14 protein-coding genes are annotated in these 12,706 nt (G+C 74.3%); 7 read left to right on the top strand and 7 right to left on the bottom strand.

From position 1 onward, the window contains the following. Positions 1–279 precede the first annotated feature (279 nt). Complete coding sequence (locus AB0H28_RS26010; RefSeq protein WP_107162524.1) at positions 280–528, top strand: DUF2630 family protein; 249 nt, start codon at positions 280–282, stop codon at positions 526–528. A gap of 69 nt (positions 529–597) precedes the next feature. Here AB0H28_RS26010 and AB0H28_RS26005 read toward each other — a convergent pair whose 3' ends face one another. The 3 genes from AB0H28_RS26005 to AB0H28_RS25995 form a co-directional block, all read right to left on the bottom strand. After that, the gene (locus AB0H28_RS26005) at positions 598–1,524 is read right to left on the bottom strand and encodes an RIO1 family regulatory kinase/ATPase (RefSeq protein ID WP_358045291.1); all 927 of its coding nucleotides are present in this window, start codon (positions 1,522–1,524) and stop codon (positions 598–600) included. A 162-nt stretch (positions 1,525–1,686) separates the two neighbouring features. After that, on the bottom strand, positions 1,687–2,331 hold the full coding sequence (locus AB0H28_RS26000) for an HAD-IA family hydrolase (RefSeq protein WP_358045289.1): 645 nt from the start codon (positions 2,329–2,331) through the stop codon (positions 1,687–1,689). 55 nt (positions 2,332–2,386) lie between these two features. Then, on the bottom strand, positions 2,387–3,226 hold the full coding sequence (locus tag AB0H28_RS25995; RefSeq protein WP_358045286.1) for a carbon-nitrogen hydrolase family protein: 840 nt from the start codon (positions 3,224–3,226) through the stop codon (positions 2,387–2,389). Positions 3,227–3,305: 79 nt separating this feature from the next. On the opposite strand from AB0H28_RS25995, the gene AB0H28_RS25990 reads away from it, so the two are divergent. The 6 genes from AB0H28_RS25990 to mug all read left to right on the top strand — a co-directional run bounded on the left by AB0H28_RS25990 (position 3,306) and on the right by mug (position 7,678). After that, positions 3,306–3,878, top strand: a complete 573-nt coding sequence (locus AB0H28_RS25990; protein WP_358045283.1) for a helix-turn-helix domain-containing protein — start codon at positions 3,306–3,308, stop codon at positions 3,876–3,878. A 93-nt stretch (positions 3,879–3,971) separates the two neighbouring features. Then, the gene (locus tag AB0H28_RS25985; RefSeq protein ID WP_358045279.1) at positions 3,972–4,916 is read left to right on the top strand and encodes a TIGR04222 domain-containing membrane protein; all 945 of its coding nucleotides are present in this window, start codon (positions 3,972–3,974) and stop codon (positions 4,914–4,916) included. Next, on the top strand, positions 4,913–5,731 hold the full coding sequence (locus tag AB0H28_RS25980; protein WP_358045276.1) for a DUF692 domain-containing protein: 819 nt from the start codon (positions 4,913–4,915) through the stop codon (positions 5,729–5,731). Before AB0H28_RS25985 ends, AB0H28_RS25980 begins: the two co-directional genes overlap by 4 nt. After that, on the top strand, positions 5,728–6,174 hold the full coding sequence (locus AB0H28_RS25975; protein WP_358045273.1) for a hypothetical protein: 447 nt from the start codon (positions 5,728–5,730) through the stop codon (positions 6,172–6,174). The genes AB0H28_RS25980 and AB0H28_RS25975 overlap by 4 nt, the downstream gene beginning before the upstream one ends. A 33-nt stretch (positions 6,175–6,207) precedes the next feature. Next, positions 6,208–6,969, top strand: coding sequence for an SDR family oxidoreductase (locus AB0H28_RS25970; RefSeq protein ID WP_358045270.1), 762 nt, complete (start codon positions 6,208–6,210; stop codon positions 6,967–6,969). Positions 6,970–7,039: 70 nt separating this feature from the next. Next, positions 7,040–7,678 carry a G/U mismatch-specific DNA glycosylase gene (mug, locus tag AB0H28_RS25965; protein WP_358045268.1) on the top strand — a complete coding sequence of 213 codons (639 nt, stop codon included), beginning with the start codon at positions 7,040–7,042 and terminating at the stop codon, positions 7,676–7,678. On the opposite strand, the gene AB0H28_RS25960 is transcribed toward mug, so the two are convergent. The 4 genes from AB0H28_RS25960 to AB0H28_RS25945 form a co-directional block, all read right to left on the bottom strand. Continuing rightward, complete coding sequence (locus AB0H28_RS25960) at positions 7,675–9,657, bottom strand: ABC transporter ATP-binding protein (RefSeq protein WP_358045354.1); 1,983 nt, start codon at positions 9,655–9,657, stop codon at positions 7,675–7,677. The genes mug and AB0H28_RS25960 overlap by 4 nt on opposite strands. Positions 9,658–9,771: 114 nt before the next feature. After that, positions 9,772–10,539, bottom strand: coding sequence for an enoyl-CoA hydratase/isomerase family protein (locus AB0H28_RS25955; RefSeq protein WP_358045265.1), 768 nt, complete (start codon positions 10,537–10,539; stop codon positions 9,772–9,774). A gap of 46 nt (positions 10,540–10,585) precedes the next feature. Further along, the gene (locus AB0H28_RS25950; RefSeq protein WP_007072022.1) at positions 10,586–10,813 is read right to left on the bottom strand and encodes a helix-turn-helix domain-containing protein; all 228 of its coding nucleotides are present in this window, start codon (positions 10,811–10,813) and stop codon (positions 10,586–10,588) included. Between the two features lie 181 nt (positions 10,814–10,994). Then, positions 10,995–12,602: an ABC-F family ATP-binding cassette domain-containing protein gene (locus tag AB0H28_RS25945; protein WP_358045261.1), complete on the bottom strand. Its 1,608-nt coding sequence runs from the start codon at positions 12,600–12,602 to the stop codon at positions 10,995–10,997. Positions 12,603–12,706 lie beyond the last annotated feature (104 nt).

The raw sequence follows: 12,706 nt of genomic DNA, 5'->3' as shown, positions 1-12,706 counted from the left end.
GAGTTGACTGAGGGTCGTTGCCCCATCTCGACCCGTGAACGTTGCTCGTGAGCATGCCATCCTGAACGATGATTCGAAAGACGGCCCGAAGGATATTTCACTTAACAACAATCTCTTTGTCGAGAATGGAGCCGTTGGGATATGCGTCACGCCGCAAGCCTTCCGGCGCAAGGCGGGGCCCCTTGTTAACGCTTCCGGCATAGGCGGGGCCCCTTTTAACACGTGCTCGCGGGAGCGGGAACGCGGGCGCGGGCGCGTGCGCTGTGCCAAGCTTCGGGCATGGACGACAAGACCATCCTGAGCCGGATCTCGGAACTCGTCGACGAGGAGCACCGGCTGCGCGCCGGCGCGCAGCAGCACGAGGCCGGCACCGACGACGAGGCGCGCGAGCGGCTGCGGCACCTGGAGGAGTCCCTGGACCAGTGCTGGGACCTGCTCCGCCGTCGCCGGGCGGCCCGGCAGGCGCACGGTGACCCGGACGCCCAGGGCGAGCGACCGGTGCCGGAGGTCGAGCGCTACCTCCAGTGACCCGGCGGCCGGGCGGCGCAGCCGTGCCCCCACCCGGGCGGGATCGCTCCCGCCCGGGACAGCCGCACGTCAGCGGAGCCCGGCCTCCCGCGACAGCGACTCGGTGAGCGACCCCGGATCGGTGGTGGCGGCCGGCAGCCCTCGGGCGGTGAACCAGGCAGCCACCACCCGCACGTCACGGGCCAGGAACTCGCCGCCCTGCGGGTTGGCCACCACGTCCACCACCTGAGGCAGGTCGATCATGACCAGCCGGCCGGCGTGCACCAGGAGGTTGTACGGCGACAGGTCACCGTGGGCGTACCCGGCCCGGGCCAGCACCACCAGCGCCTCGACCATCTGCTCCCACAGGTCGCGCAACTCGGCCCCGGTGGGCCGGACCTGGGCCAGCCGGGGCGCGGCCTCGCCCGCCTCGGCGTCGCCGACGAACTCCAGCATCAACTCGGTGCCCAGCAGCTGCACCGGGTAGGGCACGGCGATCCGCCCGGAGGCGGCGCCGATCTCCCAGAGCCGGGACAGCGCGGCGAACTCGGCCGCCGCCCACTGCCCGGCGATCATCTGCCGGCCGAACGCGGTGCGGCCGGTCATCGCCCGCATCTCCCGCGACCGGCGGACCCGACGACCCTCCAGGTAGCCGGCGTCGCGGTGGAAGAGCCGGTGCTCGGCGTCGCGGTAACGCTTGGCCGCGAGCAGGCAGTCGCGGTCGGTGCCCGGCACGGCGCGGCGGACCAGGTGGACGTCCGCCTCCTTGCCCGTCTTGAGCACCCCGAGTTCGGTGTCCCGGGCGGCCAGCTCGGTGACCAGCCAGGCAGGGTGCGGCTCGGGGCCGTGGACGGCCTGGTCCCAGGAGGACCAGCGGTCCTCGGTGTCGGGCTCGGCGTCCGGGTCGGCGAGGGCCGGCTGGGGCCGGCCCCGCTTCAGGAAGTGGGGTTCGTCGTCGTCGAAGCGGCTCTTGCCGCGGCCACGGCGCTGCGGCGCCGGGAAGTCGTGATCGCGCACGGGTGGATCTGTCCTTCGATCGAGGCTGGAAGAGGCAGGTGGATGGACCCTGCAAAGACGGCCATGACCGACCTCCTCTCCTCGACCGGGCGACACCCGGATGCGCCCTCGCGCGGCACCATGCTCGTGCGCCGGGCCGGGCGGGTCAACCGATTTTCCCGCTCAGCCCGCCAGCACGGCGGCCACGGCCGGGATCAACCCGTCCTCGACCCGGGTCGGCGCGAACCGGGGGTCCGACCAGCGCCGCCCCCGGTGCAGCCAGACGCTGGGCAGGCCCACAGCGGTCGCGCCGCCGATGTCCGCCTCCGGGCTGTCGCCGACCACCCACGCGCCGCGCAGCGGCAGCCGGGCGCGCTGGGCGGCGAGCGCGAAGATCCGCGGGTTGGGCTTGCTGACCCCGGCCTCCTCGGAGATCACCCAGTCGGCGACGTACCGGTCCAGGCCGGTTTTGCGGATCTTGGTGTCCTGCTGGCGCGCGGCGCCGTTGGTGACCACGACCGGCACCCAACCGGCGTCCGCGGCGATCTGCAACGCGCACGCCACCAGCGGGTCGAGCCGCATCCGCTCCACCACGCCGTCGTGCAGCTCGTCGACCAGGTCGATCGAGGGGATGCGCAGGCCGTAGCGGTCGCGGATGGCGTCGGCCACGTCCCAGCGGTTGGTCAGCCCGTCGGCGTCGACGGAGACGAGCCAGTCGAGGTCGGCGGGCGGCGCGCCGATGCTGTCCAGGAAGCGTGCCCCCCAGGCGCGAAACGGCCCGTCGCGGTCCAGGAGGGTGTCGTCCAGAGCGAGCAGGAGCAACGGCACCTGAGCACCCTACGGGAACGGCCGGAGCACCGGCAGGGCCGAGGGCCCCCTCGTGTCAGGCGACGAACGTCGCGCGGGCCGACCCGGCGTCGGGCAGCCGGTCGAGCAGCATGGTGTGCGCCGCGCGGGTGTCCGCCAGGACGGTCGGGTCCAGCGTCGCCGCCAGCACCTCCTCGCCGGTGTCCGCGCCCCGCGCGAGGGGCCGGCCCTCGGGGTCGTAGACCGCCGCGCCGCCGTTGAACCGCCACGGGTCGGCCCCGCCGACCGGGTTGGCGAAGACCACGAACATCGTGTTGTCCAGGGCGCGGGCGGCGTAGTAGAGGTCGCGGCGGTGCGCCGAGCCGGTCAGGTAGCCACCGGGGCAGAGGTAGCCGTGCGCGCCGTCGGCCGCAGCGGCCCGGCCGTGCTCGGGGAAGCAGCCGTCGTAACAGATGCCGAGACCGAGCCGCCACCGGTCGACAACCAGCGTGGCACCCCGCCGGCCGGCGTCGAACAGCTCGCGCTCGCCGGTCCAGAGCTGCTGCTTGTCGTACGCGGCGGTGACCGCGCCGGCCGGGTCGACGACCAGCGCCGAGATGGTGCGCCGCCGGTCGGGGTGCCGGACCGCCGCGCCGATCACCACGGCCGCCCCGGTGTCCCGGGCCGCGGCGCGCAGCGGGTCCAGCCTCGGGTCGTCGACCCGCCCGTCGGGGTCGGCGGCGACGTCCGTGCCGGCCGGGTCGGCGCCCAGCGTCGGCGGGTGGTACGCCGGCAGGAACAGCTCGGGCAGCACCACCACCCGGGCGGCGGCGCGGCCGACCAGGCGGGCGGCGGCGCGGGCGTTGCCGGCGACGTCGCCGGGCACCGGTTCGGCCTGCACGGCGGCGACGGTCAGCGGCTGGGCGGGGAGGGGCACGACCGGGATGGTAGCGAACAGTCCTCGCAAGCCGTACGTACGGTTTGCGTCGACGTTTCCCACCTGCGACGATCGTGCCGTGCCCAGAGTAAGTCAGACCCAGCTCGACGCGCGTCGGCAGGAGATCCTCACCGCCGCTCGGGCGTGTTTCGCCCGGCACGGCTACGAGGGCGCCACCGTGCGACGGCTGGAGGAGGCCACCGGCCTCTCCCGGGGCGCGATCTTCCACCACTTCCGCGACAAGGACTCCCTCTTCCTCGCCGTCGCCGAGGACGACGCCGCCGCCATGGTGGAGACCGTGGCCCGCAACGGCCTCGTCCAGGTGATGCGGGACCTGCTGGCCCGCGCCGTCTCCCCGGACACCACCGGCTGGCTCGGCAGCCAACTCGAGGTGTCCCGCCGGCTGCGCACCGACCCGGCGTTCGCCAAGCGCTGGGCCGAGCGCTCGGCGGCCATCGCCGAGGCGACCCGGGAACGCCTGCTGCGCCAGCGCGAGGCCGGCGTGCTCCGTGACGACGTGCCGGTCGACGTGCTCGCCCAGTTCCTCGAACTGGCCTACGACGGCCTGGTGCTACACCTGGCCATGGGTCGGCCCGCCGGTGACCTGACCCGCGTGCTCGACCTCGTCGAGGAGGCCGTCCGCCGGCACTGAGTCTCGGTCCGGTAACTGGCCCCGCCGACCGGATCGACGCTGGCGGACCTGCTCCACAATGGGCCGCGACCCCTCGGCGACAGGAGCAGAACCATGACCGTCCTCGCGGCCGACACCTGGGGCGTTCCCGGCCCCGTCTTCCTGCGGTGGTATCTCGTCGCGGCCGTCGCCCTGGTCGTCGGCACGGCGGTGTACCGGTTCCGCGCGTTGGCCGGCACCGCCGTGGCTGATCACGGCGCGCTCGGCCCGCAGCAGGTCGCGTACCTCAACGGGGGCGACCAGCTCGCGGTCTGGACCTCGCTCGGCGGGCTGCGCCGGGCCGGCGCGGTCGGCGCGCACCCGGACCGGCGGCTGGCCACCGGCGGGCCGCTGCCGGCCGGCGTCACCCCGCTCGACCAGGCCGTCCACCACGCGGCGAGCCGGGGCCTGCGCTCCCGGGAGCTGGCCCGCGACGAATGGGTCCGGCGGGCGCTGGACGAGCTGCGCGACGGGCTGGTCCGCCGAGGTCTGGCCCTGGACCAGGAGCGACGCCGTACGCTACGGCGCGGCGCCCTGCTGGTCGGCGCCCTGCTCGCGGTCGGCGTCGTACGTGCCTTCGTCGGGCTGACCCACGGCCGGCCCGCCGGCTTCCTGATCCTCACCCTGTTCCCGCTCTTCGCCGCGTTCCTGCTGCTCAACCGCGTGCCCTGGCGCACCCGGGCGGCCACCGCCGCGCTGCGCGACCTGCGCCGCCGGCACGCCTGGCTGCGGCCGAGCGCCGCCCCGGCATACGCCACCTACGGCCCGTCGGACGCGGCTCTGGGCGTGGCGTTGTTCGGCACCGCGACGCTCTGGACGATGAACCCGGGCTTCGCCGAGCAGGCCGAGATCCAGCGCCAGGCGATGGGCGCCGGCGGCAGCTCCGGCACCTCGTGCGGCGGCGGCAGCTCCTGCTCCGGGGGCAGCTCCTCATCCTGCGGCGGCGGCAGCTCCTGCGGCGGGGGCGGCGGGTGCGGTGGCGGCGGCGGGTGCGGTGGCGGCGGCGGGTGCGGCGGATGAGCGGCCCGGCAGGCGTGGGCATCGGCTGGCGTCCCGAGATCGCCGGTTTCGTCGCCGGGCTGCCGGGGCTGCGCTTCGTCGAGGTGGTAGCGGAAGGAGTGCACCCGGTCGGGCCGCTGCCCGACGGCCTGGCCGAGCTGCGCGAGCGCGGCGTCACCGTCGTACCCCACGGGGTGCGGCTGTCGCTCGGCGGCGCGGAACCGGTCGACCCGGGCCGGGTGGCGCACCTGGCGGCGGTGGCGACGGCGCTGGCGGCACCGCTGGTCAGCGAGCACATCGCGTTCGTGCGGGCCGGCGGGCTGGAGGCGGGTCACCTGCTGCCGCTGCCACGCAGCCGGGAGGCGGTGGCCGCGGTGGTGGCCAACGTGCGGCGGGCGCAGGCGCAGTTGCCGGTGCCGCTGGCGCTGGAGCCGATCGCGGCGCTCTTCGACTGGCCCGACGACGAACTGGACGAGGCCGACTTCCTCACCGAGATCCTCGACGCCACCGGGGCGCTGCTGCTGCTCGACGTGGCAAACGTGCACGCCAACGCGCGCAACCGGGGCGGCGACGCCGCCGCGCTGCTGGACCGGCTGCCGCTGGAGCGCGTCGCCTACGTGCATGTGGCCGGCGGCGCCGAGGCCGGCGGGTTCTACCACGACACGCACACCGACCCGGTGCCCGCCGAGGTGCTCGACCTGGTCCGCCACCTCTGCGACCGGCGCCGCCCACCGGCGCTGCTGCTGGAACGCGACGGCCACTACCCGCCCGCCGCCGAGCTGCGCGGCGAGCTGGACGCGCTGGCCGCCGCCTCCGGTCACCCGGTGGTCACGTGAGCGGCGACCTGGCGGCGCGGCAGGCCGAGCTGGTCGCGGCGCTGGTGGCCGGCGGGCCGCTGCCGCCCGGCTTCGCCCCGGCGCCGGTCGAGGCGGCCCGCCGGGCGCTGAGACGCAAACGGGCCGCCGAGGTGGCCCGGCACTGGCCGCTGCTCGCCGCCGGCCTCGGCGCCGACTGGCCGGCGGTGTTCACCGACTGGGCGCACGGGCGGCCCACCGTCGGTTCCCTGCGCGACGGCTGGGACCTGGCCCGCGCGCTGCGCGACCGGGGCACGCTGCCGCCGCTGGGCGCCGACGAGCTGGCCGGGCGCGAGGCCGCGAGCCGCTACGACGGCCGCGCCGCGCCCCGGCCCCGCCGCCTCCCGGCGTTCGCCCGCGCCGGCGGCGCCGTCGCGGTCCAACTCGCCGGCCGGGTACGCCTGGTGCGTCCCGCCCCGCGCTGACCGGCCCCTAGCCGGTACGGCAGGATCGGGCGCATGGATCTCGGACTCGCCGACCGGGTGTACGTGCTCACCGGCGCCTCCGGCGGCCTCGGCTTCGCCACCGCCGAGCAGCTCGTCGCCGACGGCGCCCGGGTGGTCGTCTCCGCCCGGGCCCCGCAGCGGGTGGCCGCCGCCGTCGAGGCGCTCGGCGACCCGCAGCGCGTCATCGGACTGACCGCCGACCTCGCCGACCCGGGCACCCCGGCCCGCCTCGTCGCGGCGGCGCGCGAGCACTTCGGCCGGCTCGACGGCGCGCTGATCTCGGTCGGCGGCCCGCCCCGGGGCACCGCCGCCGAGGTCACCGACGAGCAGTGGCGGGAGTCGTTCGAGACGGTCTTCCTGGGCAGCGTCCGGGTCGCCCGCACGGTGGCCGGCGCGCTCACCGACGGCGGCGCGATCGGCCTGGTGCTGTCCACCTCGGTGCGCGCCCCGCTGGCCGGCCTCGGCATCTCCAACGGCCTGCGACCGGGGCTGGCCGGTGTGGCGAAGGACCTGGCCGACGAGCACGGCCCGCGCGGCGTCCGGGTGCTGAGCCTGCTGCCCGGGCGGATCATGACCGATCGCAACCGGGAGTTGCTGGCCGCCACCGGTGACGCCGAGCGGGCCCGCGCCGAGGCGGAGGCGGCGATCCCGCTGGGCCGCATCGGCGACCCGGCCGAGTTCGGCCGGGTCGCCGCATTCCTGCTCTCCCCCGCCGCCGGCTACCTCACCGGGATCACCGTGCCGGTCGACGGCGGCGCGCTGCGCGGGCTGTGACGGCGATCGTGGTGCGCTCCCGGCCGGCGCCGACGTCCTCGGCGACCTCGCAGCCCTCGGTGGAGTCCCGGTGAACGACCGACGCCGACCCGGTGGCGGGCGACCCGAAGCCGCCCCCGGCCCGGGCGCGCCGGCCCGCCGCCATCCCCGGCCCAGCCGGGAACAGCTCGCCGCCGCGGCCGACCGGCTGCTGCCCGACGTGATCGCGCCCGGGCTGGACGTGCTCTTCGTCGGCATCAACCCGGGCCTGTGGTCGGCGGCCACCGGCTGGCACTTCGCCCGACCGGGCAACCGGTTCTGGCCGGCGCTGCACCGCGGCGGCTTCACCCCGCGCCTGCTGCACCCCAGCGAGCAGGAGGAGTTGCCGGCGCTGGGGCTGGGCATCACGAACATGGTGGCCCGGGCGAGCGCCCGCGCCGACGAGTTGAGCGCGCAGGAGCTGGTCGACGGCGCGCGGTTGCTGACCGAGAAGGTCGAGCGTCACCGGCCGCGCTGGGTGGCGGTGGTCGGGGTGACCGCGTACCGGATCGGGTTCGCCCGGCCGAAGGCCGGTTTCGGGCCGCAGCCGGAACCGCTCGGACCGGCCCGGCTCTGGGTGCTGCCCAACCCGAGCGGTCTGAACGCCCACTTCACCCCGGAGACGCTGGGCGCCGCCTTCGGCGAGCTGCGCGCCGCCGTCACCGCCGGTCTGCCACCGGCCGCTGCCTAGTTGGCGGCGGCGGGCGGCATGCTCTCCTGCGCGACGTAGGTGCCCATCGGCACCGTGGTCACCACCGGCTCCGGCTGCTCCGGCTCGGCGTGTGGCGCCGGGGAGCCGGCGACCGCGAACTGGGTGCGGTAGAGCTCGGCGTAGAAACCGCCGACCGCCACCAGCTCGTCGTGCCGGCCGCGCTCGACGATCCGCCCCTCGTCGAGCACGAGGATCTGGTCGGCGTCGCGCACGGTGGAGAGCCGGTGCGCGATCACCAGCGCGGTACGCCCGGTCAGCGCCACCGACAGCGCCCGCTGCACCGCGGCCTCACTCTCCGAGTCGAGGTGCGCGGTGGCCTCGTCGAGGATCACGATCGACGGGGCCTTGAGCAGCAGCCGCGCGATGGCGATCCGCTGCTTCTCACCACCGGAGAAGCGGTAACCACGCTCCCCCACCGTGGTGTCGAGCCCGTCGGGCGTGGCCCGGACCAGGTCGGCGACCTGCGCGCCGGCCAGCGCGGCCCAGATCTCGTCGTCGGTGGCGTCGGGCTTGGCGTAGCGGAGGTTCTCCCGGATCGTCTCGTGGAACAGGTGCGAATCCTGGGTGACCACGCCGATCTCGTCGCGCAACGAGGCGAGCGTCGCGTCGCGCACGTCGACGCCGCCGACCAGCACCTGGCCGTCGCTGACGTCGTAGATCCGGGAGATCAGCATGGACAGCGTCGACTTGCCGGCGCCGGACGGGCCGACCAGGGCCACCATCTGCCCCGGCTCGACGGCGAACGAGACGCCCTTGAGCACCGGCTCGTTGACCGTGCGGTCGAGCGCGGCGACCTCTTCGAGGGAGGCCAGCGACACGTCGGCGGCGGTCGGGTAGCGGAACCGCACGTCGCGGAACTCGACCCGGCCGTTGCCCCGGGGCACCGGCACGGCGTCGGGCTTCTCCTCGATGCCGGGGCGCAGGTCGAGCACCTCGAAGACCCGGTCGAAGGAGACGAGCGCGCTCATCACGTCGACCCGGACGTTCGACAGCGCGGTGAGCGGGCCGTAGAGGCGGGTGAGCAGCAGTGCCAGCTTGACCACGGTGCCCGCGCTCACCGCACCGGCGACGGCGAGCCAGCCGCCCAGCCCGTAGGTGAGCGCCTGGGCGAGGGAGGCGACCAGCAGCATCGCCACGAAGAAGGTGCGGGAGTACATCGCGGACTGGATGCCGATGTCGCGGACCCGCTCGGCCCGGCCGGCGAACCGGGTGGCCTCGACCTCGGGCGCGCCGAAGAGCTTGACCAGCAACGCACCCGACACGTTGAACCGCTCGGTCATGGTGGCGTTCATCTTGGCGTCGAGGTTGTAGGACTCGCGGGTGATCTCGGCCAGCCGCCGGCCGACCCGACGCGCCGGGATGATGAAGATCGGCAACAGCACCAGCGCCAGCACGGTGATCTGCCAGGACAGCACCAGCATCGCCCCGGCGGTGAGCACGAGCTGGATGACGTTGCTGACCACCCCGGACAGCGTGGAGGTGAACGCACGCTGGGCGCCCAGCACGTCGTTGTTGAGGCGGCTGACCAGCGCGCCGGTCTGGGTGCGGGTGAAGAACTGCAGCGGCATCCGCTGGACGTGGTCGTAGACCCGGGTGCGCAGGTCGAGGATGATGCCCTCGCCGATGCGGGCCGAATACCACCGCTGGGCCAGCGAGAAGAGCGCGTCGGCCACGGCCAGCGCGGCGATGATCAGGGCGAGCCGGACCACCGTCTCGCGGGCGTCCGGCCCGTCGCCGGCGATCGCGTCGATCACGTCGCCGGCGAGCAGCGGGGTGGCCACGCCGATCACCGCGGCCACGATCACGGTGATCAGGAAGACGACGATGCCGCGCCGGTAGGGCCGGGCGAACGCGACGATCCGCCGGGCGGTGCCCCGCTTGAGCTGGTGCGCGGAGACCTCGTCGCGGTTGCGCAGCGACCGGAGCATGCTCCAGCCGCCCATGCCGCCGCCGGCCATGTGGTTGGACATCCGTCACCTCCGGGTCGTCAGGCAGCATGAACCGTCGGGGTCAATTCTCCCGACGCCTGTGACAACCTCGCGAGTAACCCGGATCTTCCCGAACGGTCCTTACTATTCGCCCCGACCGGCCAGGTCACGGATCCGCCGGGTCTGGGCCTCCCGCTCGGCCCGCTGCTGCTCGACGGGCGAACGCCGGGCCGCGCCGGCGAGCAGGGCCTTGATCTCGACGATCGCGTCCCGGTCGTTGGCCAGCAGCCCGGCGGACAGGTCGCGCACCGCGCCGTCCAGCTCGTCGTTCGGCACGACCAGGGTGGCCAGGCCGATCCGGTCCGCCTCGGCGGCGTCCATCCGGCGGCCGGTGGCGCAGATCTCCAGGGCCCGGGAGTAGCCGACCAGATCGACCAGTCGGCCCGTGCCGGCCAGATCGGGGACCAGGCCGAGAGTCACCTCGGCCATCGAGAGCCGGGCGTCGGCGGCGAGCACCCGCAGGTCGCAGGCGAGGGCGAGCTGGAAGCCGGCGCCGATCGCGTGGCCCTGCACCGCGGCGATCGAGACGACGTCCGGCCGGTGCAGCCAGGTGAAGCCGCCCTGGTATTCGGCGATCCGCTCGGCACACTCGGGCTCCGGGAGCGTGGCCAGCTCGGCGAAGGAACCCGGCCCGGAGGCGCCGGCGAACGCCAGGTCCAGGCCGGCGGAGAAGGAGCGACCCTCGCCGCGCACGACGACGACCCGGACGTCACCGGGCAGGTCCCGGGCGAAGTCGGACATCGCGCGCCACATGGCCGGAGTCTGCGCGTTGAGAACGTCGGGCCGGCACAACGTCACCGTCGCGACCGGCCCGTCGCAGTCGAGTCGCACTCCGGTCGTCTCGGGGGTCACCGGACCACCCGGAGCGCGACGCTGATGGACGACGCTGGGGGGCGGGTCACGCCTTCTTGCGGCGCCGGGCGCCGCCGCGCTGCCGCAGCTGCACCCCGGACTCGGTGAGCACCCGGTGGATGAATCCGTAGGAACGGCCGGTCGAGGCCGCCAGCGCACGGATGCTCTCACCCCCGGTGTACCGCTTTACCAGGTCTTTGGCGAGCGTCTGACGCTCGGCCCCGACGATCCGGCGACCCTTCTCAGTGCTGGTGGCTGTGCCGGTGGCTGCCATGCTGATTCCTCACGTCCCAGACTGTGCGGTTCGGATACGGTCCCACCTATTAGACCGCCTCGGACGATCATGCGCCAGATATCAACTATTCGCCAACCGACACGCTACGCAATGTCAGCTTCCCGATAGAGTGATCCTTCCGACCGCCCGATCCGTACCGTGATGCCGGAGTCGGCGGACCTCAGGCCAGCTCGACCAGCTCCAGCAGGTCGTCGGACCAGGCGTCCTCGTCGCCGTCGGGCAACAGGATGGCGCGGTCCGGCTTGAGCGCGGTGACCGCGCCCGGATCGTGGGTGACCAGCACGATCGCGCCCGGATAGCGGGCGATCGCGTCGAGCACCTGCTCCCGGCTGACCGGGTCGAGGTTGTTCGTCGGCTCGTCCAGCAGCAGCACGTTGGCGCCCGAGCAGACCAGCGTGGCCAACGCCAGCCGGGTCTTCTCACCGCCGGAGAGCACCCCGGCCGGCTTGTCCACGTCCTCGCCGGAGAACAGGAACGCGCCGAGGATCTTGCGCAGGTCGGTGTCGGTCTGGTCCGACGCGGCGCTGCGCATGTGCTCCAGGATCGTCCGGTCCACGTCCAGCGTCTCGTGCTCCTGGGCGTAGTAGCCGAGCCGCAGGCCGTGCCCGGGGCGCACCTCGCCGGTGTCCGGCTCCAGCAGCCCGCCGAGCATCCTCAGCAGGGTGGTCTTGCCGGCGCCGTTGAGGCCGAGGATGGCCACCCGGGAGCCCCGGTCCACCGCGACGTTCACGTCGGTGAAGATCTCCAACGACCCGTACGACTTGGACAGGCCGGCGGCGGTCAGCGGCGTCTTGCCGCACGGCGCCGGGTTGGGGAAGCGCACCTTGGCCACCCGGTCGGCGACCCGCACCTCGTCGAGGCCGGAGAGCAGCCGCTCGGCGCGCCGGGCCATGTTCTGCGCGGCGACGGTCTTGGTGGCCTTGGCCCGCATCTTGTCCGCCTGGGCCATCAGCGCGCCGGCCTTCTTCTCGGCGTTGGCCCGCTCCCGGCGGCGGCGGCGCTCGTCGGTCTCCCGCGCCTCCAGGTACGCCTTCCAGCCGAGGTTGTAGGTGTCGACCACCGAGCGGGTGGCGTCCAGGAACCACACCTTGTTGACCACGGACTCCAACAGCGACCCGTCGTGGGAGATCACGATCAGGCCGCCCTTGTGGTTGGCGAGAAAGCCGCGCAGCCAGGTGATCGAGTCGGCGTCGAGGTGGTTGGTGGGCTCGTCGAGCAGCAGGATGCCGCCGCCGTTCTCGCCGGCGTCGCGGAACAGGATCCGGGCCAGCTCGATGCGGCGGCGCTGGCCGCCGGAGAGCGTGCCGATGGTCTGCGCCAGGGCGCGGTCGGGCAGGCCGAGGTTGGCGCAGATCCGGGCCGCCTCGGCCTCGGCCGCGTAGCCGCCGAGCGAGGCGAACTGGTCCTCCAGCGCGCCGTAGCGGCGGACCAGCCGCTCGTCGTCGGCGCCCTCGGCGAGCTTGTTCTCCACCTCGGTCATCTGGGCCATGAGCACGTCCAGCCCGCGCGCGGAGAGCACCCGGTCCCGCCCGGTGACCTCCAGGTCACCGGTGCGCGGGTCCTGCGGCAGGTAGCCGATGGCGCTGCGCCGGTCGATCTGTCCGGCGTACGGCTGGCCCTCCCCGGCGAGCACCTTGAGGGTGGTGGTCTTGCCGGCGCCGTTGCGCCCGACCAGGCCGATCCGGTCTCCGGGCTGCACCCGCAGGGTGGTGTCGGACAGCAGGATCCGGGAACCGGCGCGCAGTTCCAGGCCGGTGACAGTGATCATTTCGGAGTACTCGCTCTCAGGGTCCGGAAGGGCTGACTCAGGGCACGCGAAAGCGCCGGCGGGTCGTCTTCTCCCGTCGGCGCGGGGCCGTTCAGCCTTCGCAG

Source organism: Micromonospora sp. NPDC050980, assembly GCF_040653835.1.
In the GTDB taxonomy this organism is placed as follows: Bacteria; Actinomycetota; Actinomycetes; order Mycobacteriales; family Micromonosporaceae; genus Micromonospora.
The sequence above is the reverse complement of the archived record's forward strand: the minus strand, read 5'-3'. Positions and strand labels throughout refer to the sequence as shown.

Bases quoted from the DNA above. Each gene is read 5' to 3' on its own strand.
- AB0H28_RS25985 (WP_358045279.1), top strand. From the start codon at position 3,972: ATGACCGTCCTCGCGGCCGACACCTGGGGCGTTCCCGGCCCCGTCTTC.
- AB0H28_RS25945 (WP_358045261.1), bottom strand. From the start codon at position 12,602: ATGATCACTGTCACCGGCCTGGAACTGCGCGCCGGTTCCCGGATCCTG.
- AB0H28_RS25970 (WP_358045270.1), top strand. From the start codon at position 6,208: ATGGATCTCGGACTCGCCGACCGGGTGTACGTGCTCACCGGCGCCTCC.
- AB0H28_RS25980 (WP_358045276.1), top strand. From the start codon at position 4,913: ATGAGCGGCCCGGCAGGCGTGGGCATCGGCTGGCGTCCCGAGATCGCC.
- AB0H28_RS26010 (WP_107162524.1), top strand. From the start codon at position 280: ATGGACGACAAGACCATCCTGAGCCGGATCTCGGAACTCGTCGACGAG.
- AB0H28_RS25960 (WP_358045354.1), bottom strand. From the start codon at position 9,657: ATGGCCGGCGGCGGCATGGGCGGCTGGAGCATGCTCCGGTCGCTGCGC.
- AB0H28_RS25950 (WP_007072022.1), bottom strand. From the start codon at position 10,813: ATGGCAGCCACCGGCACAGCCACCAGCACTGAGAAGGGTCGCCGGATC.